Origin of the sequence: Halochromatium salexigens (assembly GCF_016653295.1) — a bacterium.
GTDB classification, from domain to species: domain Bacteria; phylum Pseudomonadota; class Gammaproteobacteria; order Chromatiales; family Chromatiaceae; genus Lamprobacter; species Lamprobacter salexigens.
The window spans coordinates 1-26309 of sequence record NZ_NHSF01000053.1; the positions used below are offsets into that span (position 1 = coordinate 1).

26 protein-coding genes are annotated in these 26309 nt (G+C 63.8%); 15 read left to right on the plus strand and 11 right to left on the minus strand.

What is annotated here, in order from left to right; all coding sequences use genetic code 11:
- The first annotated feature begins 189 nt into the window (after positions 1 to 189).
- From glyQ to CCR82_RS08020, 4 genes are read left to right on the plus strand one after another with little or no spacing between them, the layout of a single operon-like run.
- Complete coding sequence (glyQ, locus tag CCR82_RS08005; protein ID WP_201244867.1) at positions 190 to 1134, plus strand: glycine--tRNA ligase subunit alpha; 945 nt, start codon at positions 190 to 192, stop codon at positions 1132 to 1134.
- Positions 1131 to 3227 carry a glycine--tRNA ligase subunit beta gene (gene glyS / locus CCR82_RS08010; RefSeq protein ID WP_201244868.1) on the plus strand — a complete coding sequence of 699 codons (2097 nt, stop codon included), beginning with the start codon at positions 1131 to 1133 and terminating at the stop codon, positions 3225 to 3227. Before glyQ ends, glyS begins: the two co-directional genes overlap by 4 nt.
- Before the next feature lie 28 nt (positions 3228 to 3255).
- Positions 3256 to 3798, plus strand: coding sequence for a D-glycero-beta-D-manno-heptose 1,7-bisphosphate 7-phosphatase (gene gmhB, locus CCR82_RS08015; protein ID WP_201244869.1), 543 nt, complete (start codon positions 3256 to 3258; stop codon positions 3796 to 3798).
- Between the two features lie 14 nt (positions 3799 to 3812).
- Positions 3813 to 4592, plus strand: a complete 780-nt coding sequence (locus CCR82_RS08020) for a lysophospholipid acyltransferase family protein (RefSeq protein WP_201244870.1) — start codon at positions 3813 to 3815, stop codon at positions 4590 to 4592.
- Here CCR82_RS08020 and gyrB read toward each other — a convergent pair.
- The 4 genes from gyrB to dnaA all read right to left on the minus strand — a co-directional run bounded on the left by gyrB (position 4589) and on the right by dnaA (position 11368).
- The gene (gyrB, locus tag CCR82_RS08025) at positions 4589 to 6994 is read right to left on the minus strand and encodes a DNA topoisomerase (ATP-hydrolyzing) subunit B (RefSeq protein ID WP_201244871.1); all 2406 of its coding nucleotides are present in this window, start codon (positions 6992 to 6994) and stop codon (positions 4589 to 4591) included. The two genes, CCR82_RS08020 and gyrB, sit on opposite strands and share 4 nt — an antisense overlap.
- 622 nt (positions 6995 to 7616) lie before the next feature.
- Positions 7617 to 8669, minus strand: coding sequence for a DNA replication/repair protein RecF (gene recF, locus CCR82_RS08030; RefSeq protein WP_201244872.1), 1053 nt, complete (start codon positions 8667 to 8669; stop codon positions 7617 to 7619).
- A 45-nt stretch (positions 8670 to 8714) separates the two neighbouring features.
- Positions 8715 to 9827, minus strand: a complete 1113-nt coding sequence (gene dnaN, locus CCR82_RS08035) for a DNA polymerase III subunit beta (RefSeq protein WP_201244873.1) — start codon at positions 9825 to 9827, stop codon at positions 8715 to 8717.
- A gap of 194 nt (positions 9828 to 10021) precedes the next feature.
- Positions 10022 to 11368, minus strand: a complete 1347-nt coding sequence (dnaA, locus tag CCR82_RS08040) for a chromosomal replication initiator protein DnaA (protein ID WP_201244874.1) — start codon at positions 11366 to 11368, stop codon at positions 10022 to 10024.
- 396 nt (positions 11369 to 11764) lie between these two features.
- On the opposite strand from dnaA, the gene rpmH reads away from it, so the two are divergent.
- From rpmH to trpC, 7 genes are all read left to right on the plus strand, one after another.
- Positions 11765 to 11899: a 50S ribosomal protein L34 gene (gene rpmH / locus CCR82_RS08045; RefSeq protein WP_200243277.1), complete on the plus strand. Its 135-nt coding sequence runs from the start codon at positions 11765 to 11767 to the stop codon at positions 11897 to 11899.
- A gap of 62 nt (positions 11900 to 11961) precedes the next feature.
- On the plus strand, positions 11962 to 12327 hold the full coding sequence (gene rnpA, locus CCR82_RS08050; RefSeq protein ID WP_201244875.1) for a ribonuclease P protein component: 366 nt from the start codon (positions 11962 to 11964) through the stop codon (positions 12325 to 12327).
- Complete coding sequence (gene yidD, locus CCR82_RS08055) at positions 12324 to 12587, plus strand: membrane protein insertion efficiency factor YidD (RefSeq protein ID WP_201244876.1); 264 nt, start codon at positions 12324 to 12326, stop codon at positions 12585 to 12587. The genes rnpA and yidD overlap by 4 nt, the downstream gene beginning before the upstream one ends.
- Before the next feature lie 19 nt (positions 12588 to 12606).
- On the plus strand, positions 12607 to 14322 hold the full coding sequence (yidC, locus tag CCR82_RS08060) for a membrane protein insertase YidC (protein WP_201244877.1): 1716 nt from the start codon (positions 12607 to 12609) through the stop codon (positions 14320 to 14322).
- Positions 14319 to 15677 carry a tRNA uridine-5-carboxymethylaminomethyl(34) synthesis GTPase MnmE gene (gene mnmE, locus CCR82_RS08065; protein ID WP_201244878.1) on the plus strand — a complete coding sequence of 453 codons (1359 nt, stop codon included), beginning with the start codon at positions 14319 to 14321 and terminating at the stop codon, positions 15675 to 15677. The genes yidC and mnmE overlap by 4 nt, the downstream gene beginning before the upstream one ends.
- A gap of 55 nt (positions 15678 to 15732) precedes the next feature.
- On the plus strand, positions 15733 to 16752 hold the full coding sequence (gene trpD / locus CCR82_RS08070) for an anthranilate phosphoribosyltransferase (protein WP_201244879.1): 1020 nt from the start codon (positions 15733 to 15735) through the stop codon (positions 16750 to 16752).
- Positions 16749 to 17552 carry an indole-3-glycerol phosphate synthase TrpC gene (trpC, locus tag CCR82_RS08075; RefSeq protein ID WP_201244880.1) on the plus strand — a complete coding sequence of 268 codons (804 nt, stop codon included), beginning with the start codon at positions 16749 to 16751 and terminating at the stop codon, positions 17550 to 17552. The genes trpD and trpC overlap by 4 nt, the downstream gene beginning before the upstream one ends.
- A 19-nt stretch (positions 17553 to 17571) precedes the next feature.
- Here trpC and crp read toward each other — a convergent pair whose 3' ends face one another.
- Positions 17572 to 18219, minus strand: coding sequence for a cAMP-activated global transcriptional regulator CRP (gene crp / locus CCR82_RS08080; RefSeq protein ID WP_201244881.1), 648 nt, complete (start codon positions 18217 to 18219; stop codon positions 17572 to 17574).
- Between the two features lie 130 nt (positions 18220 to 18349).
- Between crp and CCR82_RS08085 the strand changes: the two genes are divergently transcribed.
- Positions 18350 to 18772 carry an OsmC family protein gene (locus tag CCR82_RS08085; RefSeq protein ID WP_201244882.1) on the plus strand — a complete coding sequence of 141 codons (423 nt, stop codon included), beginning with the start codon at positions 18350 to 18352 and terminating at the stop codon, positions 18770 to 18772.
- 46 nt (positions 18773 to 18818) lie between these two features.
- Positions 18819 to 19652: an adenosylmethionine decarboxylase gene (speD, locus tag CCR82_RS08090; RefSeq protein ID WP_201244883.1), complete on the plus strand. Its 834-nt coding sequence runs from the start codon at positions 18819 to 18821 to the stop codon at positions 19650 to 19652.
- A 10-nt stretch (positions 19653 to 19662) separates the two neighbouring features.
- On the opposite strand, the gene coq7 is transcribed toward speD, so the two are convergent.
- Together coq7 and CCR82_RS08100 are read right to left on the minus strand one after the other, a co-directional pair.
- Positions 19663 to 20307 (minus strand): 2-polyprenyl-3-methyl-6-methoxy-1,4-benzoquinone monooxygenase, encoded by a 645-nt coding sequence (gene coq7, locus CCR82_RS08095; RefSeq protein WP_201244885.1) that lies wholly within the window; start codon positions 20305 to 20307, stop codon positions 19663 to 19665.
- Entirely contained in the window at positions 20304 to 21578 is a 1275-nt protein-coding gene (locus CCR82_RS08100) for a (Fe-S)-binding protein (protein WP_201244887.1), read from the minus strand. The genes coq7 and CCR82_RS08100 overlap by 4 nt, the downstream gene beginning before the upstream one ends.
- Before the next feature lie 113 nt (positions 21579 to 21691).
- Here CCR82_RS08100 and CCR82_RS08105 point away from each other — a divergent pair, with 113 nt between their 5' ends.
- Positions 21692 to 22012, plus strand: a complete 321-nt coding sequence (locus tag CCR82_RS08105) for a (2Fe-2S) ferredoxin domain-containing protein (RefSeq protein ID WP_201244889.1) — start codon at positions 21692 to 21694, stop codon at positions 22010 to 22012.
- Between the two features lie 27 nt (positions 22013 to 22039).
- Here the strand turns inward: CCR82_RS08105 and CCR82_RS08110 are convergent, their stop codons facing one another.
- The 4 genes from CCR82_RS08110 to CCR82_RS08125 all read right to left on the minus strand — a co-directional run bounded on the left by CCR82_RS08110 (position 22040) and on the right by CCR82_RS08125 (position 25083).
- Positions 22040 to 22324 carry a glycosyltransferase gene (locus tag CCR82_RS08110; RefSeq protein WP_201244905.1) on the minus strand — a complete coding sequence of 95 codons (285 nt, stop codon included), beginning with the start codon at positions 22322 to 22324 and terminating at the stop codon, positions 22040 to 22042.
- Positions 22294 to 22803: a peroxiredoxin gene (locus tag CCR82_RS08115; RefSeq protein WP_201244891.1), complete on the minus strand. Its 510-nt coding sequence runs from the start codon at positions 22801 to 22803 to the stop codon at positions 22294 to 22296. The genes CCR82_RS08110 and CCR82_RS08115 overlap by 31 nt, the downstream gene beginning before the upstream one ends.
- Positions 22804 to 23016: 213 nt before the next feature.
- Entirely contained in the window at positions 23017 to 24351 is a 1335-nt protein-coding gene (locus tag CCR82_RS08120) for an ATP-binding protein (RefSeq protein ID WP_201244893.1), read from the minus strand.
- Positions 24352 to 24360: 9 nt separating this feature from the next.
- Positions 24361 to 25083, minus strand: coding sequence for a response regulator (locus CCR82_RS08125; RefSeq protein ID WP_201244895.1), 723 nt, complete (start codon positions 25081 to 25083; stop codon positions 24361 to 24363).
- Between the two features lie 529 nt (positions 25084 to 25612).
- Here CCR82_RS08125 and CCR82_RS08130 point away from each other — a divergent pair.
- Positions 25613 to 26257, plus strand: coding sequence for an SOUL family heme-binding protein (locus tag CCR82_RS08130; protein ID WP_201244897.1), 645 nt, complete (start codon positions 25613 to 25615; stop codon positions 26255 to 26257).
- Positions 26258 to 26309: the final 52 nt, after the last annotated feature.

The window sequence follows — 26309 nt, forward strand, 5'->3', positions numbered from 1 at the left end:
ACGCTCTATACCGTCTATGCCTCATGGGAGGAGCTGTTGACGTTTATGCTCGAGGCGCTCGAACCGGCCCAGCCTCCACCAAAAGCGCGGCGCTTAAGGCGGTGACAGGGCAAATTTGGAATTGCTGGAGGACGCCGCAGGTGGTGGTCCGCAGGTGCCGGTCCTCGCTATACTGTGCGGTTTTAGCACATGCTGGAGTCCGCGTTGAGCACTCAGACGGGCGATCTCATCAGTTTTCAAGAGCTCATCTTCAGGCTCGAGCGCTACTGGAGTCGGCAAGGCTGCGTGATCCTGCAGCCCTATGATATGGAGGTGGGCGCCGGAACCTTTCATCCGGGCACCTTCCTGCGCTCGATCGGCCCCGAGCCTTGGAATGCGGCCTATGTGCAACCCTCGCGGCGGCCGACCGATGGCCGCTATGGCGAGAATCCGAACCGGTTGCAGCATTACTATCAGTATCAGGTGGTGATGAAGCCCTCGCCGGCGGCCATCCAGGAGCTGTACCTGGACTCGCTGCGCGAGCTGGGCATCGACCCCTTGATCCACGATATCCGCTTCGTCGAGGACAACTGGGAGTCGCCGACGCTCGGCGCCTGGGGCCTGGGCTGGGAGGTCTGGCTGAATGGAATGGAGGTGACCCAGTTCACCTATTTCCAACAGGTCGGCGGGCTCGAATGCCGCCCGGTGACCGGCGAGATCACCTATGGGCTCGAGCGCATCGCGATGTATCTGCAAGGCGTCGAGAGCGTCTACGATCTGCGCTGGACCGACTCGGCCACCGGGCCAGTCTCCTATGGCGATGTCTTCCTGCAAAACGAGCGCGAGCAGTCGGCCTACAACTTCGAGCAGGCCGATGTCGCCGCCCTGTTCGCGGCCTTCGATCACTGCGAGCGCCAGAGCCAGGCCCTGGTCGCGGCCGGGCTGCCCTTGCCGGCCTATGAGCAGGTGTTGAAGGCCTCGCATACCTTCAACCTGCTGGACGCGCGCGGGGCCATCTCGGTGACCGAGCGCCAGCGCTTCATCCTGCGCGTGCGCACGCTCGCGCGCGCCGTCGCCGAGGCCTACTACCAGAGCCGCGAGGCGCTCGGTTTCCCGCTGGCATCGGCCGCCACTCACCGCCAGGAGGCCGCATGAGTCCACTCCCAGTCGCTGATCTGCTCGTCGAGATCGGCACCGAGGAATTACCCCCAAGCGCGCTCGCGGGCCTGTCCGAGGCGTTTCGCGACGCGCTGCTGAAACAGCTCGACGAGGCCCGGCTCGCCCACGGCGAGGCGCACGCCTTCGCCAGTCCACGCCGGCTGGCGGTGACGATCGCGGCGCTCGCCACGGCACAGCCCGATGAGCAGGTGACGCGGCGCGGGCCGGCGGTGAAGGCGGCCTTCGATGCCGAGGGGGCTGCGACCAAGGCCGCGCTCGGCTTCGCCCAGTCCTGTGGCGTCGAGGTGGCGGCCCTCGAGCGCGAGGAGACGCCCAAGGGCGCCTGGCTGTGCTACCGCCATCAGGTCAGCGGCGAGCCGGCGGCCGCGCTCCTGCCAGGTCTGATCGAGCAGGCGCTGGCGGCGCTGCCGATCCCGAAGCGGATGCGTTGGGGCGATCGCAGTGTCGAATTCGTGCGCCCGGTGCACTGGGTCTGCGTGCTGCTCGGCGAGGCGCTGGTGCCGGGCCAGGTGCTTGGGCTCGCGATCGATCGACTGACCCGTGGTCATCGCTTCCATCATCCCGAGGCGATCAGCCTGGCCGCGCCGGGCGACTATCTGGCGGCCCTGCGCGCGGCTCGCGTCGAGCCTGATCTGGCGACCCGGCGCCGCTCGATCCGTGAACAGGTCGAGGCGCTCGCGGCCGAGGCCGGGGGGGCGGCCATGATCGATGACGCGGTGCTCGATGAGGTCACGGCGCTCTGCGAATGGCCGGTCGCCTTGCTGGGCCGCTTCGAGGCCGGCTTTCTCGAGGTGCCGCCCGAGGTCCTGATCGAGACCATGCAGGCCAACCAGAAGTATTTCCCGGTGCTCGATGGCGCGGGCCGACTGCTGCCCTGTTTCATCACCGTCAGCAATATCGAGAGCCGCGAGCCGGAGCAGGTGCGGGCCGGTAACGAACGCGTGATTCGCCCGCGCTTCGCCGATGCCAAGTTCTTTTGGGAGCAGGATCTCAAGACGCCGCTGGCCGAGCGGGTCGCCGCGCTGCAGGGCATCGTCTTCCAACACCAGCTCGGCACCCTCTTGGAGAAGACCGAGCGGGTCGTCGCGCTCAGTGCCTGGATCGCCGGTGAGATCGGTGCCGATGTCGATGAGACGCACCGCGCCGCGCGCCTGGCCAAAGCCGATCTGGTGACCCAGATGGTGGGCGAATTCGGCAGTCTGCAAGGGGTGATGGGCCGCTATTACGCGCAAAGCGCGGGCGAGCCCGCCGTGATCGCCGAGGCGCTCGAGCAGCATTACTGGCCGAAGCATGCGGGTGATCGGTTGCCGGAAACCGATCTCGCGCGTGCGATCGCGATCGCCGATCGGGTCGATACCCTGGTCGGGATCTTCGCCATCGGCCAGCGCCCAACCGGCGTCAAGGATCCCTATGGACTGCGGCGGGCGGCGATCGCGGTCCTGCGGCTGCTGATCGAGACACCGCTCGCGCTCGATCTGCGGACCTTGCTGGAGCGGGCCGCGGCCGGCTATCCCAGCTCGATCGACGCGGCGGGCTGCATCGATGAGGTCTTGCAGTACAGCATCGACCGGCTGAAACGCTATTACGCGGATGCGGAGAACGACCGCTCGGCCGATGCCGACGTGATCGCCGCCGTGCTGGCGCTTGGCTTGACGCAGCCGCTGGATATCGATCGGCGCATCCATGCGGTCCAGGGCTTCAGGGGGCGCCCGGAGGCGGCGGCGCTGGCGGCGGCGAACAAGCGCACGCGCAATCTCCTGCGCAAGGCGCCGACCGCCGAACTCGGCGAGCGGATCGACCCGAACCTGTTGCAGGATGCGGCCGAGCGCGCGTTGGTCAGTGCGCTCGAGGCGATGATGGAGCGGGTGCGGACTCTGCTCGAGCAGCAGGACTATGAGGCGGCCCTGAGCGAGCTGGCGGGACTGCGGCAGGTGCTCGATGACTTCTTCGAGCAGGTGATGGTGATGGCCGAGGAGCCCGATCTCAGGGCGAACCGTCTGGCGATCCTGAAGCGCTTGGAGACCCTGTTCCTCGGCGTGGCCGATATCTCCTTGTTGCAGGCATCCTGAGTCGGAGCCGACCGTTGAGGAGGGCGCGATGAAGTTGGTGATCCTGGATCGCGATGGCGTGATCAATTATGACTCCGAGGCGTACATCAAATCGGCGCGCGAATGGGAGCCGATCCCGGGCAGCCTGGAGGCGATCGCGCGGCTCAACAATGCCGGGGTCACCGTGGCGGTGGCGACCAATCAGTCGGCGATCGCGCGCGGGCTCTGCGATCTCGATGACCTCAACGCCATTCATCAGACGCTGCGCTCACGGCTGAACGCGGTGGGCGGGCGCGTCGAGGTGATCGCGTTCTGCCAGCATGCGCCCGGTGAGCAGTGCGAGTGTCGTAAACCCCAATCGGGGTTGCTGCGCGAGATCCGCCGCCGCACCGGGATTGCCCTGGATGACGCGGCGGTGATCGGTGATTCCCAACGCGATCTGGAGGCCGCCGCAAGCGTCGGCGCCCGGCCCGTGCTGGTACGCACGGGCAAGGGCGCGGAGACGGAGCGAGAGCTGCCGTCGGCGCTGGCCGATATCGCGATCTTCGATGATCTCGCCGCCGCCGTGGACGGCTTGCTCGCCCCGTCCTGACAGGTGACGCATCGATGGATCGCTTCCGAGCCATCCTGTTCGAGGCCTTCCTCTGGCTCAGCGTGGTCGGCTACGGCGCGCTGATGCGGCTACTCGCTCTTGGCCTCTCACGACCACAGCTGATCTCTATCGGTCTGCATTGGCAGCGCGTGGTGCTCTGGGCCTTGCGTCGCCTCTGCGGCATCGATCATCGGATAGGGGGACAAGTCCATCTGCTCAAAGGTCGCGGGCAGATCATCCTGAGCAACCATCAATCGGCCTGGGAGACCATCGCGCTGGGTCACATCCTGCCGATGCCCCAGACCTGGGTGATGAAGCAGGAGCTGTTGCGCATTCCGTTCTTCGGCTGGGCCTTGTCATTGTTCGACCCGATCGCGATCGATCGCTCCGCTGGCCGCCAGGCGATGAAGCAACTGCTCGCGGTGGGCGCCGAGCGACTCGAACGCGGGCATTCTGTGGTGATCTTTCCCGAGGGCACGCGCGTGGCGCCGGGCGTGAGCAAGCGCTTCGGGCTCGGCGGGGCGCTGCTGGCCGAGCGCACGGGCGCGCCAATCGTGCCGATCGCGCACAATGCCGGCTGTTTTTGGGAACGGCAGCCTCTGCGCAAGCGCGCCGGTACCATTGATGTGGTGATCGGCCCGCCGATCGAGACCCAGGGCCTGAGCGCCCAGGAGATCAATCAGCGGGTCGAGCGGTGGATCAGGACCACGAGCCACGCCCTGGTCGCGGGCGCCATTGGCTCGGCCCCCGCCAGGCAAGGGCAGGGCACTCGCGCCGAGCAGTCTTCCAGCTAGATATCGATGTTGGCGGCATCGAGGGCATGGCGCTCGATGAAGTCGCGGCGTGGCTCGACATGCTCACCCATCAGGGTGGTGAAGATCTGATCGGCCGCCACCGCGTCCTCGATGGTGACGCGCAGCAGGCGGCGGCTGTCCGGGTCCATGGTCGTTTCCCACAATTGCGCGGGGTTCATCTCGCCGAGGCCCTTGTAGCGCTGGATATGGTAGCCGCGACGACCCTCGGCGAGCAGCCAGTCGTAGGCTTCGCCGAACGTGAGTAGCTCCCGACCACGCTCGCCGCGCACCACGCGGGCCCCGGGCTTGATCAGGCCCTCGAGTTTTTCCGCCAGGGTCGCGATCCGTCGATAGTCGGCGGAGTCGAAGAAGTCCAAGCCAAGCTCGCGGGTCTCGGGAATCCCATGCACGAGCCGGATCACCGACAGACCCGCTGGGCGATCGGACTCGGACTCGTGGACCTTGATCCGGTAGTCGATGGCGGGACCCGCTTGAGCGCGAAGCCGCTGTTCGAGCGCGGCGCTCCAGTCAGCTAACTGTCCCAGATCCTGACGCATCTCCGGGGTCAAACGCGGCATATTCAGGAGTTCACGGAGAAAGGTGACGTCATACCGGGTCGCCATGCGCGCGAGCATGGCGCGAAACACCTGGTAATCACTCATCAGCGACTCAAGGCCCAGGGCGCTGATCGGTGGCACCTCCGGCTCGCAATAGAGGGTGGCGTTCTCGAGTGCGGAGCGCAGCAGGGAGGCACTCATCTCGGCGTCATCGAGCAGATAGTCTTCTTGCTTACCGCGCTTGACCTTGTAGAGCGGCGGTTGGGCGATGTAGACATGACCGCGGTCGACCAGCTCGGGCATCTGCCGATAGAAGAAGGTCAGTAGCAGGGTGCGGATGTGCGCGCCGTCGACATCGGCATCAGTCATGATGATGATGCGGTGGTAACGGAGCTTGTCCGGGTTGTAGTCCTCGCGACCGATCCCGCAGCCAAGCGCGGTAATCAGGGTACCGACCTCGGCCGACGACAGCATCTTGTCGAAGCGGGCCTTCTCGACATTGAGGATTTTGCCTTTCAACGGCAGGATGGCCTGGAAAGCGCGATCGCGACCCTGTTTGGCCGAGCCACCGGCCGAGTCGCCCTCGACGATGAACAGCTCTGAGCGCGAGGGGTCCTTTTCTTGGCAGTCGGCAAGCTTGCCGGGCAACCCGGCGATGTCGAGTACACCCTTGCGGCGGGTCATGTCGCGCGCTTTACGCGCGGCCTCGCGCGCGCGGGCAGCCTCGAGCATCTTGTTAGCGATGACCTTAGCCTCGGGCGGGTTCTCCTCGAGGAACATATCCAAATACTGGTTCAGGAGCGCCTCGACCACCGGCTTGACATCGGAGGAGACCAGTTTGTCCTTGGTCTGCGAGGAAAACTTGGGATCGGGCACCTTGACCGAGACCACCGCTGTCAGCCCCTCGCGTGCATCGTCACCGACCGGACGCGTCTTCTGGTTCTTGTCTAGTTGTTGGCGCTCGATGTATTGGTTCAGGGTTCGGGTCATCCCAGCCCGGAAACCGGCGAGATGGGTGCCTCCATCCTTCTGCGGGATGTTGTTGGTGTAACAGAAGATGCTTTCCTGGTAGGCATCGTTCCATTGCAAGGCAATCTCGACAATGATCTCGCTGCGCTCGGCGGTGAAGTAAAAGACGCTGGGGTGAATTGGCGACTTATTCTGGTTCAGGTGTTCAATGAAGGCGCGAATGCCGCCTTGATATTCGAACACCGTCTCGCGGTCCGTGCGCTCATCCTTGAGCCGGATACGGACACCAGAGTTCAGGAACGAGAGTTCGCGCAGGCGCTTGGCGAGGATCTCGTAGTGGAACTCAAGGTCGGTGAAGACGGCGGGGGAGGGCTTGAAATAGACCTCGGTCCCCGTGGTCTCCGAGGGTCCACACTCCTTCAGCGGATAAGAGGGCACACCGAGTTCAAACTCCTGTTCGTAGGCCATGCCATCGCGGCGGATGCGCAGGCGCAGATACTCGGAGAGGGCGTTGACCACGGAGACGCCAACCCCATGGAGACCGCCGGAGACCTTGTAGGAGTTGTCGTCGAACTTTCCGCCGGCATGAAGCACGGTCATGATGACCTCGGCGGCCGAACGGTTCTCCTCGGGATGGATATCGACGGGGATGCCGCGTCCATTATCGATGACGGAGACGGCGCCATCGGCATGCACGGTGACGAGGATCTCGGTGCAGTGGCCAGCCAAGGCCTCGTCGATGGCGTTGTCAACCACCTCGAAGACCATGTGGTGAAGCCCGGTTCCGTCATCGGTATCGCCGATATACATCCCGGGACGCTTGCGGACGGCATCAAGGCCTCGAAGAACCTTGATGTTGGAGGAATCGTAGCTCATACGTGGGTCATTCTATGGTGCTATCGAATAGGGCCCATGCCTATGAATAGGCGTGGACATCGACGCCGGCGGGTCGGGAGTCTCAGGGAAGGGCAGGCGGATCAGGGCGCTCGCGCCTCTGCGGTGAATGCGGCTGGACTGAGCGATCGGCGGCGTTTGGACGGGCGACTTAGCGAGGTGGGCAAAATCGCCAGAACTGATTGATTATACACGGATGACGCCCATTCTGGGGGCGTGATCGGTGGCTCGATCAACGGTACTATCCAGCGTTTGAGGCTGTCACTTCAGGCTCGTGTTCCACGTGGAACCTGTTGAGCGGTTCCATGGTTCTCCTGATGAGGGCGCGTTCTAATCTCGAAGATGTTTCACGTGGAACACTGTCACCGATGGGTCGACCTTCAGGAAGTTCCCTAGAATTGCGGTATTGGGCGCCTCAGTCACCATTCGCGCACGGTCATCAGGAGCAAGTCGGTAACGACAGACCATGTTCCACGTGGAACATGGTTTCATAGCAGGGCAGCATCAGCAGGCAAGCGCATCGGAATCAGCGCTGATCGTGGTAGAGGAAAGGCTTGATGTGTTCCGCTCGCCGAAGCCATGAAGATGGGTGCCTGTCATAGGCTCAGGATACTTGAACCGTGACGCGTTCCACGGCTCCATGTTCCACGTGGAACATGGCATCCTCCGCCGAGCGAGTGGCGTCGACCATCGTTTTGCCGGTGAGGGCCGTGACGAGGATCTGGCCAGGTTGGCGTCTGAGCAAGGCCAAAAGCCGGACGCTCCATTCCGAAGACAGTTCGGCATCAAGATCATCCACCAGCCAGACGGCGGAGCGCCCGTCGGCGGCGGAGACAACCGCCTCGGCAGCGAACTGGAGCATGATCCCCGCGACCTTGGCCTGACCACGCGAGGCAAGCCAGGGCGTGCCATGACATCGAAACGAAAAATCAGCCCGCGAAGCGCCAAGATAGGTGAAGCCTCGGTCGCGATCGGCCGAGCGCATCTGCTCTAGACGTGCGAGCAATGCACTGGGATTCGCATCCAATCCTTCCCAGCGGGGCTCGATCTCGGTCAACCAGTCCGCCTCGGTACTCACCCGATGAAAAGCCTCGACCAAAGCCGCGAAGAAGCGCGCTCGCCGATCGAAGACCGCCGCTAGGACCTCGGCGTAGGCCTGATCCCAAACCGGAGGCCCGGAAGCACCAGACCTCAACCAGGCATTGCGTTGCGCTGCGAGACGTCGATACCGCGAGAAAAGCGCCGCTGCCGAACGATCCCAAAGCCTGAGATTCCAATCCACGAAACGCCGGCGCAGGGAGGGCTCGCCATCGACAAGTGCATGCGTCCACTCGCAGATGAGTCGAACGGAGAGCGCGGCGCCAGCGCGCTGATGGTGAGAGCGCTCATCAGCGTTGCTCGACCAATCGATGCGCGTTGGCCCCAACGCGTTGTGGACCCAGCCTTGGACCTGGGATGAGCTGAAACCTTGCTCGATTAGACTCCCGAAGCGTCGGCCGCGAAAACTGCGTCCGCGACCGAGACAGTAGATCGCCTCGAGCAAGGCTGTTTTACCGGCCGCGTTGGGGCCGACAATCCAGCTCAACGCCTCGGGAATCTCGATGTCGACCGCGTGCAGATTTCTAAAACGTTGGATGTGGATGCGATCCAGCCGCATAGGGGGTGGAAGATTCTCAGCCGCGATGCGGAGAGAGCGCTCGGGCTAGAGCCGCATGGGCATGATGACGAAGACCTCATCCTCAGACCCAAGACCCTGCCAGACCGCGCTGCTCTCGGCATTGCGGAAGCGAATCTCTACCGTCGAGACATCCACAGCCGAGAGGACATCGAGCACATAGGCGACGTTGAAGCCGACCGAGATCGGCTCGCCCTCATACTCGATCTCGATCTCGTCCTCGGCTTCTTCCTTCTCTGGGTTCTGGGTTTGCAAACCCAGACGCCCGACTTCGAAGGTCACACGCACACCTTTGTATTTCTCGTTCGAAAGGATGGCCGTGCGTTGCAGCGCGCCTTTGAGCCGATCGCGATCGATGGTGGCATGCTGTTGGAGATCGGCCGGGATGACACGATTGTAATCGGGATACTGCCCTTCGACCAGCTTTGAGACCACCAGGGTCTTACCAAGCTCAACCTTCAGCGTTCGCGCCGATAATTCGATCCGAACCTGTTCCTGAGCCGAGCCCAGCAATCGCTTCAGCTCCAAGACGGTTTTAGCCGGCACGATGACCTGCTTCGGTTCGGCACCAAGGCCTTCGCCATCGCCATCCAAGGCCGCCACGACCTTAGCCAGGCGATGACCATCGGTAGCGACGGCGACCGCGCGCTCGGCCGATAACTCGAGCAAGACACCATTGAGGTAGTAGCGAACATCCTGCTGCGCCATGGCAAAGGAGGTCTTCTCGAGCAGCCGATGCAGGATCTCGCGTTCCATCTGTAACGCGATCTGTGCTGGCGGTACTTCCATGGCCGGGAAATCCGCCGCCGGCAAGGTACTTAGCATGAATCGGCTACGCCCGGAGGTGAGAGTGGCGCGCTCATTTTGAGTCTTAATCTGAATGCGCGCGTCCTCTGGCAAGGAGCGGCAGATATCGATCAGCTTGCGCGCGGGTAGGGTCACGGCGCCGGTCTCCTCGATCTCAGCTACAGCGGCGCTGCTGATCTCGATCTCGAGATCGGTGCCCTTCATTCGTACTAAGCCGTCCTCGGCAGTGAGCAGAAGGTTGCCGAGAATCGGTGAGGTTTGACGTCGTTCGACGACGCCACCAACGACCGATAAAGCTGGGAGTAGAACAGACCGATCGACCAAAATTTTCATGAGTTATGACTCTTCATCTGATCTATCCAAATAGTCGTCGTAATAAGCCTGGTGGATAACGTGTCAAAGTCGTTAAAACTGTTTTTACAACAGTCGACTAGCTATCAACGTACCCTGTGGGGCAAGACGCTGTTTGGTTGTGTGTGAACTGTGGATAAAGTCTGTCAGCTAAACCATACATGGGTTATCCACAACTAGTTCTGTAGGGTTCTCAACAGGATCTTATAGTCTTCCTCAATCATGGTGTCGCCAGCACGAAGCTCGGTGACCTTGCGCGCGGCATGAATCACGGTGCTGTGATCACGCCCGCCGAAGGCCTTGCCGATCTCTGGCAGGCTGTGCTTGGTGAGTTCTTTTGCCAGGGTCATGGCGACCTGTCGGGGACGTGCCACCGAACGAGAGCGACTCGAGGAGAGCAGATCGCTGACGCGGATCTTGTAATGCGCAGCGACGGCCTTCTGAATGTTCTCGATCGAGACCTGTTTATCCTGCGCCACCAGCATGTCGCGCAGTGCGTCCTTGGCGAACTCGACCGTGATCGGAATACCAAGGAAGCGCGAGTTGGCGGCTAGGCGTCGCAACGCGCCTTCGAGTTCGCGAATGTTCGAGCGCACGCGCTTGGCGATGAAGAAGGCAACGTCGTCTGGCAAGTCCATCTGGAGCATGGTCGCCTTGCTATTCAGAATGGCGACACGGGTCTCGAGATCCGGCGGCTCGATGGCGACCGTGAGCCCCCAACCGAAGCGCGAGCGCAACCGTTCCTCGAGGCCACTGACCTCTTTCGGGAACCGGTCGCTCGAGAGCACGATCTGTTGTTGGGCCTCGAACAGGGCGTTGAAGGTGTGGAAGAACTCTTCCTGAGAGCGATCTTTGCCAGCGAAGAACTGCACGTCATCGATCAGAAGCACATTGACGCGCCGGTAGAGCCGTTTGAACTTGTCGATCTCGTTGTGCTGTAGCGCTCGGATCATGTCCGAGACGAACCGCTCGGAGTGGACGTAGATGACATGGGCCTCGCGGTTGGCCTCGATGATGGCGTTGCCAATGGCGTGCATTAGATGTGTCTTGCCGAGACCGACCCCGCCGTAAACAAAGAGTGGATTGTAGGCCGTGCCTGGGTTTTGCCCGATTTGGATCGATGCCGCGCGCGCGATCTGGTTCGACTTACCCTCGACGAAGGAATCGAAGTTAAAGGTTCGGTTCAGACAAGCATCAGCGCGCCGTTTCTCAAGCGTGGAATCCGGGTCCGCCTCGCTAGCACGGCTCTCGACGCTGTGCGTATCGTTTTCCTGGCGTTTGCGCAGCGCGCCGATCTCGAAGCTGACGTGCTCGATGCGCCCCTCGCTGACACCCAGGCAGAGGGTTGCGATTTGTTTTTCGTAATGTTGCTTCACCCAATCCTTAACGAACCGGTTCGGGGCGAACAGCCGGAGTCGTCCTTCCTCCTCGCTGGCTTGAAGCGGCATGATCCAGGTGTTGAATTCAGAGTCAGTGAGATCCTGTTTCAGCAGGTTCGTACACTGGTCCCAGAGCTTCGGCATAGGCCGATCCTCTTGTTGATCGTTGGTGGTTGGGGGTCGCTTGGGCAGCGACTTCGATGCCTCAGTCTAGTCTTCGAGGGGGCCGTAATCCACAGCGAGACCAGGATTGCGGGCGACGTTGAAACCGCGCTAGGCGTTGACCCATCCCCTAGCGCGTTCTAATATGGGCGGTCTTGCTCTGCGGGAGTGTATAGTGGGTCCCGCGCCCCGATAGTCGACGATTGTCCCAGCTGACGCTCATTCGCCGACGCCCGTTGTGGGCCGGGCTCGGTTCCACCGTTGTCGATCGCTCCCTTAGCGGCTTTCCTGTGAGCCTAACGAGCACCGAACAGTAAACCCTTGATTGTCAATTAGCCGATCCCGCTCTAGCGGGTCCGAGTTCGTGGAGAACCTCTCGTGAAACAGACCTTCAAACCTAGCCGCCTTAAGCGTGCCCGTACACATGGGTTCCGAGCGCGCAATGCCACGCGTAATGGCCGCAAGGTGTTGCAGGCACGGCGCGCCAAGGGCCGTGCGCGGTTGACGCCCTAGCCTTGTCGAGCCGGCAGGCGCGGACCGATACAGCTGATGATCAGGCGCCGCAGTCTTCACGCATGCCGTCGTTCGCCTTCCCGCGCTCGGCGCGCTTGCTTGACTCCCGATGCTATGATCGCGTCTTTGCGGATGCCCGACGCTCCGCTGACCGTTACTTCACGATCCTGGCCCGTACCACCGATGGGCACTCGGCGGATGAATCCTTATCGGCGGCTCGGCTCGGCTTGGCGATCTCCAAGCGTAGTGCGCCGCGAGCCGTCGCCCGCAACCGGATCAAGCGCGTGATTCGCGAAAGTTTCCGCCATGCCAGGGCCGACCTACCTAATGCCGACCTGGTCGTTCTCTGTCGCCGCGCGGCTGTAGATGCTGACAACGCGACCCTGCGCGCCTCACTCGCAATGCATTGGCAGGAGATTGCGCGATGATCGCCCGCCGTCTTGCTTACTGGCTGCTGCGGGGATATCAGCTTTTTTTGAGTCCGTTGCTCGGCAATCATTGCCGCTTCTACCCAACTTGCTCGCAATACGCCATCGAGGCGATTGAACAGCATGGCGTGATGCGTGGCACCTGGATGGGCTGCCGGCGATTGCTGCGATGCCATCCTTGGCATCCAGGGGGTGTCGATCCAGTACCGTCCGCGAAGACATCCACGACCCCACACACCCATACTTCCACCAACCGCTAGCGCAAGTCGTCTCCCCCTCATGGAAAACATGCGCCTGATCTTGATCCTGGCCCTCGCCTTCGTCCTATTTCTGATTTATCAGGCCTGGGTCGAGGATTACGGAACGCCGCCGGCTGCCGAACCGCAGATGACGGAGACGCCCTCCGCCGGCTCGACGTCCGACCGTGCGGACTCCGGGCCACCCGCCGATGCACCGGATGCGCCAGCTATCGAGGCGCCGACCATCAGTGCCGCGCCCGGTGGCTCGAGCGCCGCTGGCCATGATGCCCTGAGCGCGGAGCCGATCATCGTCGAGACCGACGTGCTGCGCGCCGAGATCTCGGTGCGTGGTGGCACCATCCGCTCGCTGCTCCTGCTCGACTACAAGCAGGAGGCCGATGATCCGACGCGGCCGTTCCAGTTGCTGAAGCCGACCACGCCGAATCTGTTCATCGTCCAGTCGGGGCTGCTCGGTGGGCCGAACAGCGAATTGCCGACCCATGACGCGGTGTTCACCCCGCAGAGCACCCGCTACAGCCTAGCCGAGGATGAAAACGAGCTGGGGGTCGAGCTGTTCTGGGAGAGCGAGAACGGGCTGCGGGTGGTCAAGCGCTACCGTTTCGAGCGCGGACGCTACTTGATCCACGCGAGCCAAGAGGTGATCAATCAGAGTGATGCGCCGATCTCGGTGCGCGACTACGAACAGCTGAAACGCACCGAACTCTACGATCCGAACAAATCGAGCTTCATCCATACCTATACCGGCGGTGTCTACTACGGCCCGGAGGTGAAGTATAAGAAGGAGTCCTTCGGTGACATGAGCAAGCGGCCGCTGGATGCGACCATCACCGATGGCTGGGTGGCGATGATCCAGCATTACTTCATGGCCGCCTGGATTCCGCCAACCGGCGTCGAGCAGACCTTCTACACCAAGGTCGTGGACAATGACAGCCGCTATATCATCGGTGCCTACTCGCCCGCGCTCAGTATCCCGGCCGGTGCCAGCCATACCTTCGAGAGTCAGCTCTTCGCTGGGCCGAAGCTCCAGGATCGGCTCGCCGAGATCGCGCCGGGCCTGGATCTGGCGGTCGACTACGGCTGGCTGACCATCCTCGCACAGCCGATCTTCTGGCTGCTGAACGCGATCCACTCCCTGGTCGGCAACTGGGGCTGGGCGATCATCATCCTGACGATCATGATCAAGGGGGCCTTCTACAAGCTCTCCGAGACCAGCTACAAGTCGATGGCCAACATGCGCAAGATGACCCCGCGCATCCAGGCCCTGAAGGATCGCTATGGCGATGACAAGGAGAAGCTCAACCAGGCCTTCATGGAGCTGTACAAGAAGGAGAAGATCAATCCGCTCGGCGGCTGTCTGCCGATCCTGGTGCAGATCCCGGTCTTCATCGCGCTCTACTGGGTGCTGCTCGAGAGCGTCGAGCTGCGCCACGCGCCCTTCATCCTCTGGCTCGATAATCTGACCGAGCCCGACCCCTTCTACATCCTGCCGCTGATCATGGGTGTGTCCATGTTCGTGCAGCAGAAGCTGAACCCGCCGCCGCCGGACCCGATGCAGGCCAAGATCTTCATGGCGCTGCCGTTCGTGTTCACGGTGTTCTTCGCCTTCTTCCCGTCCGGCCTGGTGCTCTACTGGACGGTGAACAATCTGCTCTCGATCACGCAGCAGTGGTACATCACCCGCAAGGTCGAGCAGGCCGCCGCGCATGGTGGGGGCGGCGCCAAGAAGGGGAAATGACGGGCGAGACCATCGCCGCGATCGCGACCGCGCCAGGCGCCGGCGCGGTCGGCATCGTTCGCCTCTCCGGGCCCGCCGCCGGCAGGATTGGACGAGCGCTGTTTGGCACTGGCACCTTGCCCGAGCCGCGTCGGGCGACGCTGCGCGGTTTCGTCGACGCCCAGGGCGAGGTCATCGACCAAGGGCTCGCACTCTGGTTTCCAGCCCCCGGCTCCTTTACCGGCGAGGATCTGTTCGAACTCCAGGGCCACGGTGGCGCGCGCGTGCTCGATCGTCTGCTCGCGCGGGTGCTGGAGCTGGGCGCGCGTCCAGCCCGACCCGGAGAGTTCAGCCAGCGCGCCTTTCTCAACGGCAAGCTCGATCTGGCTCAGGCCGAGGCGATTGCGGATCTGATCCAGGCCGCGACCGAGACCCAGGCCCGCCTCGCCAGTCGCAGTCTGCAGGGGGTCTTCTCGCGCCGCGTCGAGGCGCTGGTCGAGCGTTTGACCCGCCTGCGTGCGCTGATCGAGGCTGGGCTGGATTTTCCCGACGAGGATCTCGATGACCTGGGAGTTGGCGAGGCCGACTTCGCAACGCTGGTCGAGGCCTGCAAGACCTTGCTGGCGAGCACTCATCAAGGCGAGCTGATCCGCGACGGGCTGTTGGTGGTGATCGCTGGGGCGCCCAATGCCGGCAAATCCAGCCTGTTGAATGCCCTCGCCGGCAGCGATGCGGCGATCGTCACCGAGATTCCAGGCACCACCCGCGATCTGCTGCGCGCCGAGATCCAGATCGACGGTCTTCCCTTGCGGTTGGTGGACACGGCCGGCCTGCGCCCGTCGAGCGATCCGGTCGAGCAGGAGGGCATTCGCCGCGCGCGCGCGCAGATCGAGCAGGCCGATCATCTGCTGGTGCTGATCGACGATACCGCGCCCGGCGAGCAGGGCACGGCGCGGGCGCATCTCGACGAACTCGGCTTGGATCCGCAGGTGCCGGTGACGATCCTGCGCAATAAGATCGATTGCAGCGCACGCCCGGCGGGATTGATGACCACGGCCGAGGGCCAGACCGAGATCGGCTGCTCGGCCCTGACCGGTGCCGGTCTCGACGCACTGCGCGACCATCTCAAGGCGGTTGCCGGCTACCGAGGCGCGAGTGCCGGCGAATTCTCGGCGCGTCGTCGCCATGTCGAGGCGCTGCGCAACGGGCTCGAGCGCTTGCTGGAAGCGCGCGCGGCCTGGCAGGCGACGGCGGCGCCGGAGCTGGTTGCCGAGGATCTGCGCATGGCGCAGCAGGCCTTTGCCGAGATCACCGGCGAGGTCAGCTCGGAGGCACTGCTCGGGCGTATCTTCAGCGAATTCTGTATTGGCAAGTGAGGCGCATGGTTTACCCTAGACGCCCTGCTTGTCCCCGACGAGGAGATCCTTGACGATGTCGATCAAACAGGCGATCGCCCGGGTCGTCGACGGCCATGATCTCGACGATGAGATGATGACCGCGACCATGAACGCCATCATGACCGGCGAAGCGACACCGGCGCAGGTGGCGGGTTTCCTGGTGGCGTTGCGGCTCAAGGGCGAGACGGTGACCGAGATCACCGCAGCGGCACAAGTGATGCGCGGCTTGGCCACCGGTGTCGATCTCGCGGGGCTCGCGCCGACGGTCGACATCGTTGGCACCGGCGGTGATGCCTCCGGCACCTTCAATGTCTCGACCACCAGCATCTTCGTGGCCGCAGCGGCGGGCTGTCATGTCGCCAAGCACGGCAACCGCTCGGTGTCGTCGAAGTCGGGCGCGGCCGATGTGCTCGAGGCCGCCGGGCTGCGCTTGGATCTGGGGCCGCAGCAGGTGGCGCGTTGTGTGCGCGAGGTCGGTGTCGGGTTCATGTTCGCGCCGGCGCATCATGGCGCGATGAAGCACGCGATCGGGCCGCGCCGCGAGCTGGGTATCCGCTCGATCTTCAACGTGCTCGGGCCATTGACGAACCCGGCGGGCGTGCGACACCAGGTGCTCGGGGTGTTCTCCGAGGCCTTGTTGATGCCCTTGGCCGAGGTCCTGCAGCGCTTGGGCTCGACGCATGTGCTGGTGGTGCACGCGCGCGATGGTCTCGATGAGATCAGTGTGGCCGAGCGCACCGAGATCGCCGAGCTGAAGGAGGGTGTTATCAGCCGCTACAGTCTCGCGCCCGAGGATGTTGGGCTGAAGCGCTCGAGCCTGGAGGCGATCCGCGTCGAGAACCCGGCGCAGAGTCTGGCGCTGTTGATGGAGGTGCTGGACGATCAGCCCGGCGCCGCGCGCGATATCGTCGTGCTCAATGCCGGCGCGGCGATCTACGCGGCCGATGTCGCCGACTCGCTGGCCGACGGGGTGCGCTTGGCCGATGCGGTCATCGCCAGCGGCGCCGCCCGCCAGCGCTTCGATGCCCTGATCGCCCTGGCGAACAGCCTATGAGCGAGACGCCCGATATCCTCAGGCGCATCGTCGCGCGCAAGCGCGAGGAGGTCGCCGAACGCAAGCAACGGCTTCCGCGTGCCACCCTCGAGACGCGCCTGACTGAGGCCGATCCGCCGCGCGGCTTCGCCGAGGCTCTGCAGCGCCGCATCGCCGCTGGTGAGGCGGCGGTGATCGCCGAGATCAAGCGCGCGAGCCCGAGCAAGGGGCTGATCCGGGAAGCCTTCGATCCGGCCTGGCTGGCGCGCTCCTATGCCGCCGGTGGTGCCTGTTGTCTGTCGGTGTTGACCGATCGCGACTTCTTCCAGGGCGATGACGCGCATCTGATCGCGGCGCGCGCCGCCTGCGCGCTGCCGGTGATCCGCAAGGATTTCATCGTCGATCCCTATCAGGTGATCGAGGCGCGGGCGCTGGGCGCCGACTGCATCCTGCTGATCGCCGCCTGTCTCGAGGATGCGGCGCTGTGCGAACTCGGTGCGCTGGCCGCGGAGATCGGGCTCGATGTGCTCACCGAGGTCCATGACGCACGCGAGCTGGAGCGCGCGCTGGCGTTGCCAGGGCGCCTGTTGGGCATCAACAATCGCGATCTGCGCAGCTTCGAGGTCGATCTGCAGACCACCCTGAACCTGCGCGCGCACGTTCCTGCGGAGCGGCTGCTGATCACCGAGAGCGGCATCCACGCGCACGCGGATGTCGCGCGGATGCGCGAGCACGGCGTGCATGGGTTCCTGGTGGGCGAGTCCTTGATGCGCACCGAGGATCCGGGGCGGACTCTCGGCAGGCTCTTCGCTTCGGCCTGAGCAGCGTTCTAGCCTTCGCTTAGCGGGTGCCGAAGACGACGATGGTCTTGCCGGTGACGCTGATATGTCCCTTTTCCTCGAGCGCTTTCAGGACTCGACCGGCCATCTCGCGCGAGCAGCCGACCATGCGGCCTAGATCCTGACGCGTGATGCGAATCTGCATGCCTTCTGGATGGGTCATGGCGTCTGGCTGCTTGCAGAGTTCGAGCAGGGCGCCGGCGATACGACCCGTGACATCCAGGAAAGCGAGATCGCCCACTTGGCGGCTGGTTTGGCGCAGCCGTTGCGCGAGCTGTTCACCGATCGCGAACAGCAACCCAAGGGCGTGTTCGTGCAGTTCGCGGTGTAGCAATTGCTGGATGCGCGTGTAACTGATTTCGGCAATGGTGCAGGGTTCGCGGGTGCGTACGATGACGCTGCGTGTGGTCAGAGGCTGGAACAGGCCTATCTCGCCAATGAATTCTCCCTTGTTGATATAGGCAAGGGTGAGTTCATGGCGACGATCGTCTTCGAGCAGGGCCGTGACCGAGCCATCGATCAGGTAGTACAGGCTTTCCGCCGGTTCACCGGTGCGAATGAAGTCGACGTGCTTCTCGTAGTGTTTGCAGTGGCAATGGCTCAAAAACGGCTTGAGCCAGGATGGTTCTTGGGGCGGCTGACTGGGCATGGACTCGCGCACCTCTCGGCAGTGGGTTATTTCAGTCTAGCAAGACTTGGCCAAGGCATGATCCGTGCTAGGCTTCGCCAGCATGAATCTGGACCGCGCGGAACGCCTAAGGTCTCTGATGGGAGGACGAATGAAGGTAAGTGTCAAATGGCTCGATGGGGCTGCGATGGAGGGGGAGTCCGGCAGTGGTCATCGGGTGATGATGGATGGACCGCCCGAGGCGGGTGGACATGACCTTGGAGCGCGACCAATGGAGATGCTCTTGCTCGGCATGGGTGGATGCACCCAGTTCGATGTCTTGCTGATCCTACGCAAGGCGCGCCAGGAGGTGACCCATTGCGTCGTCGAACTCAGCGCCGAGCGCAGTGAGACCGATCCCAAGGTGTTCACCAAGATTCACGCCCACTTTATCGTCACCGGCCGGGGGCTAAGCGAGCGCCGCGTCGCGCGTGCGATCGAGCTGAGCGCCACCAAGTATTGCTCGGCATCGATCATGCTCGGCGCGACCGCGACCGTGACCCACGATTACGAATTACGCGAAGCGGATGGCTGAGGGGTTAGAATCGCGCCTTTAGCGCCCGCCGTTGGAGGGTTGAGTCATGCCGAAGATGCATAAACGGTTGAAGTTACAGGGGTTCAACAACCTCACCAAGTCCTTGAGCTTCAACATCTACGATGTCTGCTACGCCAGCACGGCGGATCAGCGCCAGGCCTATCTGGACTACATCGACGAGGCCTACAATGCCGAGCGTCTGACCGGCATCCTGACCGATGTGGCCAACATCATCGGCGCCAATGTGCTCAACATCGCGCGCGAGGACTACGAGCCGCAGGGCGCCTCGGTGACCATGCTGATCGCCGAGGAAGAGGTGCGCGACGAAGAGGATGTCTCCAACACGGCCAGTCCTGGACCGTTCCCGGACGCCATCGTCGGTCATCTCGACAAGAGCCACATCACCGTCCACACCTATCCGGAGAGCAATCCGCATAGCGGCATCAGCACCTTCCGCGCCGATATCGACGTCTCGACCTGCGGCCTGATCTCACCGCTGAAGGCGCTGAATTATCTGATCCACGCGCTCGAGTCGGATATCGTCATCATGGACTACCGGGTGCGCGGTTTCACCCGTGACATCGGCGGGCGCAAGCACTTCATCGATCACAACATCAGTTCGATCCAGAACTATCTCTCGCGCGACACCAAGGATCGCTTCCAGATGATCGACGTCAACGTCTATCAGGAGAATCTGTTCCACACCAAGATGGTGGTCAACCACTTCGACTTGAGCGACTATCTGTTTTGCGTCACCGCCTCGGACCTCTCGGACAAGGAGCAGGAGCGCATCGAGCGCTTGGTGCGGCGCGAGATGATGGAGATCTTCTACGGTCGCAATCTCTCGCGCGAGATCGAGACCTGGAAGACGCCCCAATGATGGGCGCGGCTCAGACCCAATAGGTGCCGTGCGTCATCAGTTTGGAGACCGCGCGCATCGCCAGTTTGACCGGCTCGGGGAGTTCGGCGCCACCGGCGATCTGAGCGACCTGAGCATGATGGGCCTCATCGAGCTTCATCTGCTCGAGGATCGCGCGGGTGCGGTGATCATCGGCCGGAACCTGGGTGATATGCTCGTCGAGGTGATCCTCGACCTGGCGCTCGGTCTCGACCACGAAGCCGAGGCTCCATTGATCGCCAGCGAGACCAGCGGCACTGCCCATCGCGAATGAGCCCGCGTACCAAAGTGGGTTCAGCAGACTCTTGCGGCCATCGAGTTCCTTGATCCGTTCCTCGCACCAGGCGAGATGGTCGTTCTCCTCGTGGGCCGAGCGCTCGAGCCGTTCGCGCACGGCGGCGTCGCGCGCGGTCAGGGCCTGACCTTGGTAGAGCGCCTGCGCGCAGACCTCCCCGGTATGGTTGATCCGCATCAGGCGGCCGATGTGGCGGCGCTCCTGGTCGGTGAGGTCGACCTCGGGCTGGGCTTTGCCGGGATTGACCCGCTCGGTCAGGGGCGGGCGGCCGAACAGCGTGCGCAGGGTTTGGTCCATGCCGATCAGGGCACGATCAATGGGGCTGTAGTCACGGGTGTTCATGGGGATGCTCCTTCGACGTCGGTGGGAAGTTGTTGCTCGATGAGCTGAAGCGGGTGCAAGACCGGGATCGTGAGGCCAGCTTCACGCAGTCGCGCGGCCAGATGCAAGGCGCAGCCGGTGTTGGTGGTGACCAGATAGTCTGGCGCGAGCTGTCGCAAGGCGTCGATCTTGGGCGCGGCCAAGGCGAGGGCGGTCTCTGGATGCTCAGTAAGATAGGTGCCAGCGGCGCCGCAGCAAGTGTCGTTGCCGGGCAGCGGGGTCAGGGTGGCCGCGGGGATGCGTTGCAATAGTTGGTAGATGGCGCCCTGATCGCGTAGCTGATTGCGGTGCGAACAGGGCTCGTGCACGGCGATCGTGGCCGACAAGGGCCGCAGTTGAAGCCCCGCCGTCCAAGGCTGATCGACCAAGAAGCGGCAGACCTCGATGGCGTTGAACCCACCGTGCTCGCGCAGCTCGGCGACACAGGCGCTGGCGAGCCCGATGATGACGCGCTCACCAAAACAGCGTGCGTTGACCGCGAGGCGCTGATCGGCTTGCCTGGGATAGCCGTTGTGGCGATGGATGGCGCCACAGCAGACCTGATCGCTGGGCACCTCGAGCGGATGGCCAAGCTGCGCGAGCAACCGTTGCGCGGCCGCTTCCAAGGGCTGGTCGGTCAGGCGAGCGACACAACCGCGGAACAGAATCGGCCGGTGATTGGTGGCATCGATCTCGGCCTGGACGGATGCGGCTCGGGTGGACGCGGGCTGGACAGACTCGCGCTGAGCGCGCGATCTTGGCCAGCGCAGCGCGCGCGCGAGGGGATCGAGCACGCGGATGGCCGGCCAGACCCTGCCGAGGCCATCGACCCATCGCCTCGGCAGGTGCAGCCAGCGGTAGCCGGTGCCAAGCAGGGCAAGGAGTCGTAGGCCATCGGGCCGGGTCAGCAAACCGAGCACCGCGCGCCGCAGCCAGCGTCGCCAGCGCGGGCGGCGCTGCTCGCGCAATGCGCGCGCGCCATCCATCAGGGCGCCGTAGCGCACCAAGGAGGGACAGCTCGGCTCGCAGGCGCGGCATTCGAGGCAATTGTCCAGATGCCGCGCGAGCCTTGGCCCATCGTCGATCTCACCGCCGAGCCAGCCCTGGATCAGCGCGATGCGCCCGCGCGGTGACTCGCCTTCGTCGTGCGCGAGCGCGAAGGTTGGACACTGCGGCAAGCAGTACCCACATTTCACGCATTGGTCGGCTAAGCTGAGCAGGGTGGCGACCTGGGGCTCGGAGCTGTCGCTCATGGTCGCCCGGCGTCTTGGATGAACGCGCGTTGCGATATCGACGTTCGGGCCGCACGCTCTAGGCGTGTTGCCGGCGGTGCTGGCCAATCACTTCGATCATGGAGCCTCTGATTGTGTCCTATTACAAATATCATCTGTTCATGTGCGTCAATGAGCGCGCCGACGGCAGTCAGTGTTGTGCACAGTGTAACGCCCAGGCGTCGCGCGACTTCTTGAAGAAGCGCAGCAAGGAGCTGGCGATCGCGGGTCCGGGTGGGGTGCGCATCAATACCGCCGGCTGTCTGGACCGCTGCGGCGAGGGGCCGGTGGCCGTCGTCTATCCCGAAGGGATCTGGTACACCTATGTGGACAATGAGGATCTGGAAGAAATCCTACAGTCACATCTGATCGGTGGGGAGCCGGTGGCGCGGTTGCGACTGCCGGACGCCGTTTGATGCGATCTGGCCCTGTCCGATCGCCCCTCAGTGTGAGCGCGTCCGGTGCGCCCGCGCCAGACGCTGGTACAGCTCAGAGAGACGAGAACCGAGCGCCTGTGCCGAGAACAGCCGCTCGAAGCGCTGACGTCCGGCGCGCCCGAGCCGATCGGCCAACGCGCGATCGTCGTGAAGTCTTTGCATGGCCTCGCGCAGCGCCTCGGCGTCGTTCGGTCTGACCACGAGGCCGGTCTCGTTGTGGCGGTTGATGTAGGTGGTGCCGGTACCGAGTTCGGTACAGATCAGCGCGACCTTTGCCGCATCAATGTCGATGCCGGTGAAGTGGACAACGTATTCTGGACCAACTCCAGCATCCGCTGCGCGTGCCCCTTGGGCACCACGTCGTAGAGGGCATGCTGGATGATGCCGTCGCGGCCGATGACAAAGGTGGTGCGGGCGATGCCGAGCAGGCGTTGGCCATTTTTCTCCTTCTCGCGGAGCACGCCATAGGCCTGGCAGACCTCGCCATCGGTGTCGGCGAGCAGGCGCATGGTGAGGCCGTATTTGTCGCGAAAGGCGCCGTGGCTGGCGCAGGTGTCGCGGCTGATGCCGACGATGGTCGCACCACAGGCCTCGAACTCCGGCTGCAGGTCGGTGAACTCGAGCGCCTCCATGGTGCAGCCCGGGGTGTCGTCCTTGGGATAGAAGCAGAGCACGAGGCTGCGCTCGCGCAACAGCTCGGCGCTCTCGACGCGCTCCATGTCGGCATCGGGCAGGGAGAACTCGGGGGCCTGGTCACCCGCTTGTAGCATGGATCTTCACTCCTCTGGCGCACGCCTCTGGAAGGGCGCTCGATCGGATCGGAAACTGCGTGCGCTGATAAGCTGGCAGGCACGCCTCGCTGAATCTAGGTGTCGTGGCTCGGTGCGTCAACTGTGGATGCGCCGTGGTGTGGCAGGCAGTGCGAGCCGCTGCCCCGCGTGAACGACCGCGTGAACGACGATCGCCCGCGTCAGTGCACGGCGTCAGTGCACGGCCTCGGTGTCGTCGCCAGCGTGGGGCATGGGCAGCCGAATGCTGGCGATCAGGCCGCCGTCGTCGCGATTCGCCAGTTCGATCTCCATCTCATTGGCAATGGCGAGCTGGCGCGCGACCGCGAGGCCGAGCCCGGAACCACCGGTGTTGCGGTTGCGTGAGCGTTCGAGCCGATAGAACGGCCGGAACACCGCCTCGCGCTCATCGTCGGGGATGCCGGGGCCCCGATCGAGCACGAACAGCGCCGGCGTCTGGTGGCGGCAGTCGAGCCGGATCTCGACGGTGTCGTTGCTGTAGCGCAGCGCGTTCTCGATCAGATTGCCGAGGATGCGCCTGAGTGCCTGCGCGTTGACCGAGTGCATACAGCGACCGAGCGGGCGCCACAGGATGCGGGGTCGGCTGCCGACCACCTCGCCGATGAGCTGTGTCAGGTCTTCGCGGTGGCGCTCGCCGGCGCCCAGCGTGCCGCCGAGTTCGACGGCCTGACCGATCTGCGCGCTCATCTCCTCGATATCGCGTTGCATGCGGGCGCGGAGCGCGGGGTCGGTCTCCTCGGGCAGCATCTCGAGCGCGAGCCGCAGCCGGGTCAGTGGGGTGCGCAGATCATGCGAGATACCCGCGAGGAGCACGGTGCGGTCGGCGAGCAACTCTCGCACCTGCTGACTGGTCTCGTTGAACTGGCGCGCCAGGTTGGCCAGCTCACGCGGGCCGCTTTCGGCCAGGGGTTCTGGCGAGCGGCCCTTGGCGACCTCCTCGGCGGCCTGCGAGAGTCGCGTCAGGGGGGCGGTGACGCGTCTGGCGAGGATGGCGGCGGTGAGCAGCACCAGCAAGACCGCGAGCGCGCAGATGACGACCGCGCCGATCATCGGCCGGGTGCCGATGCGATCGCGCGGGATGCCGGCCCAGACGGTCCCCGAGGCGGTCTGCAGATCGACCCAGAACCAGCGACGCCCGTCGATCAGGTTGCTCTTCATGTGGACCGGTTGCTCCATGCGCCGGCTCAGCGCCTGGCTCAAGCGGAAGACATAGGGATAGAAAAAGTCATCGAGCCCCTGCGGCGGCTCCGAGCCGCTCAGCAGTCGGACCTGATACTCATCGAGCAGTTTGGCCCGATACTCCTGTTGCGCCTGCTCCGGCAGCAGGGTCAGGGTGCGCGCGGAGAGTTCCATGAAGGCGGCCAGATCGGCGGTGGAGCGCTGCACCACCGGGTAGAGCACATAGTAGAGCGCGGAGCCGAAGGTGATCAGCGCGAAGCTGCCGAAGCTCAGCACCAGGGTCAGCAGCACGCGCGTGAAGAGCGAGCCGAGCGGCAGGCGCAGGCGCATCACCAGGGCTCAGATTTCGCCCGCAGGCGTGAAGATGTAACCGCGACCCCACACGGTGCGGATATAGCAGGGGGTCTTCTTATCCGGCTCGATCTTGGCCCGCAAGCGAGCGACCTGGACATCAATGCTGCGGTCGAACGGGTTGCGCTCGTAGCCCTTGAGCAGATCGAGCAAGCGGTCGCGGTCGAGCACCCGATTGGGATACTCGGCAAAGATGCGCAAGAGATCGAATTCGCTGCCGGTGAGGGCCACGCTCTCGCCGTCGCGGGTCAGCCGGCGGCTGGCCCGCTCGAGGCGATAGGGTCCAAAGCTGACCTGGCTGGCGGTCGCACCATCGCTGCCGTTGTGGGCGGGGCGGCGCAACACGGCGCGAATGCGCGCGAGCAACTCGCGCGGGTTGAACGGCTTGGCCAGGTAGTCATCGGCGCCGACCTCGAGACCGACGATGCGATCGATCTCATCGCCGCGCGCCGAGAGCATGATGATCGGCACCTGGGTCTTTTGACGCAGGCGTCGGGCGAGGGTCAAGCCGTCATCGCCGGGGAGCATCAGGTCGAGGATGATGATGTCCGGCTCGCGCTCACCGAGCCGCGCGAACATGGCGACGCCATCGGGCACACCGCTGACCTTGAAGCCTTCGCGCTGCAGATAGTCCTGGAGCAATTCGCGCAGCGAGGCATCGTCGTCCACGACGAGTACCTGCGTCTTCGCGCTTAGGTCGTCGCTGTTCATGGCCAATTCCGGGGCGTTCTCTGGGGCTGGTTGTTACACACTGTAACAGCATAAGTATATGCTGAAATACGCTGGACGTTGGCTGCGGCGATACTGACTGCTAAGCGCTGGGGTCCGCGACAAGGACTTCGAGCATCTCTTCGAATGCACGAAACGGAGGTAGTCATTATGAGTTTCGATGCGTTGACGGTCAGTGGTTTGCTTCTTGCCTTGCTGAGCGGAGGCTTTTTGATCGGTTTGGTCTCACACGATGATCGAGCCTCGTCCAAGACCCGCGTGGCGCGTGATGAGGGGATCATCGCGACGACACCGCGGGATCGATAACGAGCACGCATCACACCGGTTTCTGGGCAGCAAGCCTCTTCGGCCGCCTCGACGGAACCCCTCCGTTGCAGCGGCCGTTTTTTTGTCTCGCGCACCGATCAGCGGGCGCGCGGCCGACGCCCGTTTGACGGTGGACAACGCACGCGCGCGCTCGGCATGGTTGAATCGCCGGTCAGCTCGTTGACAGACCGGTTTGAAGCTTGACATGACACGCAAAGCGCTGATCGCGATCGCGGCCCTGATCCCGTTGGTGATGATAGCCATTGCGCTCGTCTCATTGCCAGAACCCGATTTCGAGGTCGTCGCCGAGGGCGATGGGTTCGAGCTGCGCCGCTATTCCCCCTTCACTGTCGCCGAGGTCCAGGTCAGCGCCGACTTCGAGCACGCCAGCAAGCGTGCCTTCAGGCCGCTCGTCGGCTACATCCAGGGGGGCAATCGCGGCGGGCGCAACCTGCCGATGATGGCGCCAGTCAATCAGCAGCCGTTGGATGAGGCGTCTGCCTCCGCGCCCACAGCGACGGCGGCGCAGCGGGCCTGGCGCGTCCAGTTCGTGATGCCGAAGGAATATCCACTCTCCTATCTGCCGACGCCGGCCGACGAGCGGGTCTCGCTACAGCGGCTACCGACGCGATTGATGGCCGCCCGACGCTATCGCGGCGGTTGGGACGAGGCGCGCTACCGTGAGCAGGAGGCCGCGCTGTTGGAGGCGCTCGCGGCGCGCGGCGCAACAATCATCGGCGCGCCGATCTTCGCGCGCTACAATGCCCCCTTCGTGCCTGGGTTCTTGCGCCGCAATGAGGTCTTGGTCGAGGTCGCCGATGAGGGATCGGCGCCGTTCGCACGCGACTGAATCCGCGCCCGGCACGCTTGGTCGAACCGGCCTTGAAGGGCTGCTTCTGGAA

Bases quoted from the DNA above. Each gene is read 5' to 3' on its own strand.
- CCR82_RS08085 (WP_201244882.1), top strand. From the start codon at position 18,350: ATGAAGGTAAGTGTCAAATGGCTCGATGGGGCTGCGATGGAGGGGGAG.
- rnpA (WP_201244875.1), top strand. From the start codon at position 11,962: ATGCCGTCGTTCGCCTTCCCGCGCTCGGCGCGCTTGCTTGACTCCCGA.
- recF (WP_201244872.1), bottom strand. From the start codon at position 8,669: ATGCGGCTGGATCGCATCCACATCCAACGTTTTAGAAATCTGCACGCG.
- dnaN (WP_201244873.1), bottom strand. From the start codon at position 9,827: ATGAAAATTTTGGTCGATCGGTCTGTTCTACTCCCAGCTTTATCGGTC.
- mnmE (WP_201244878.1), top strand. From the start codon at position 14,319: ATGACGGGCGAGACCATCGCCGCGATCGCGACCGCGCCAGGCGCCGGC.
- coq7 (WP_201244885.1), bottom strand. From the start codon at position 20,307: ATGAACACCCGTGACTACAGCCCCATTGATCGTGCCCTGATCGGCATG.
- yidD (WP_201244876.1), top strand. From the start codon at position 12,324: ATGATCGCCCGCCGTCTTGCTTACTGGCTGCTGCGGGGATATCAGCTT.
- speD (WP_201244883.1), top strand. From the start codon at position 18,819: ATGCCGAAGATGCATAAACGGTTGAAGTTACAGGGGTTCAACAACCTC.
- yidC (WP_201244877.1), top strand. From the start codon at position 12,607: ATGGAAAACATGCGCCTGATCTTGATCCTGGCCCTCGCCTTCGTCCTA.
- glyS (WP_201244868.1), top strand. From the start codon at position 1,131: ATGAGTCCACTCCCAGTCGCTGATCTGCTCGTCGAGATCGGCACCGAG.
- trpD (WP_201244879.1), top strand. From the start codon at position 15,733: ATGTCGATCAAACAGGCGATCGCCCGGGTCGTCGACGGCCATGATCTC.
- trpC (WP_201244880.1), top strand. From the start codon at position 16,749: ATGAGCGAGACGCCCGATATCCTCAGGCGCATCGTCGCGCGCAAGCGC.
- gmhB (WP_201244869.1), top strand. From the start codon at position 3,256: ATGAAGTTGGTGATCCTGGATCGCGATGGCGTGATCAATTATGACTCC.
- CCR82_RS08125 (WP_201244895.1), bottom strand. From the start codon at position 25,083: ATGAACAGCGACGACCTAAGCGCGAAGACGCAGGTACTCGTCGTGGAC.
- CCR82_RS08130 (WP_201244897.1), top strand. From the start codon at position 25,613: ATGACACGCAAAGCGCTGATCGCGATCGCGGCCCTGATCCCGTTGGTG.
- crp (WP_201244881.1), bottom strand. From the start codon at position 18,219: ATGCCCAGTCAGCCGCCCCAAGAACCATCCTGGCTCAAGCCGTTTTTG.
- glyQ (WP_201244867.1), top strand. From the start codon at position 190: ATGCTGGAGTCCGCGTTGAGCACTCAGACGGGCGATCTCATCAGTTTT.
- CCR82_RS08115 (WP_201244891.1), bottom strand. From the start codon at position 22,803: ATGCTACAAGCGGGTGACCAGGCCCCCGAGTTCTCCCTGCCCGATGCC.
- dnaA (WP_201244874.1), bottom strand. From the start codon at position 11,368: ATGCCGAAGCTCTGGGACCAGTGTACGAACCTGCTGAAACAGGATCTC.
- CCR82_RS08120 (WP_201244893.1), bottom strand. From the start codon at position 24,351: ATGCGCCTGCGCCTGCCGCTCGGCTCGCTCTTCACGCGCGTGCTGCTG.
- gyrB (WP_201244871.1), bottom strand. From the start codon at position 6,994: ATGAGCTACGATTCCTCCAACATCAAGGTTCTTCGAGGCCTTGATGCC.
- CCR82_RS08100 (WP_201244887.1), bottom strand. From the start codon at position 21,578: ATGAGCGACAGCTCCGAGCCCCAGGTCGCCACCCTGCTCAGCTTAGCC.
- CCR82_RS08020 (WP_201244870.1), top strand. From the start codon at position 3,813: ATGGATCGCTTCCGAGCCATCCTGTTCGAGGCCTTCCTCTGGCTCAGC.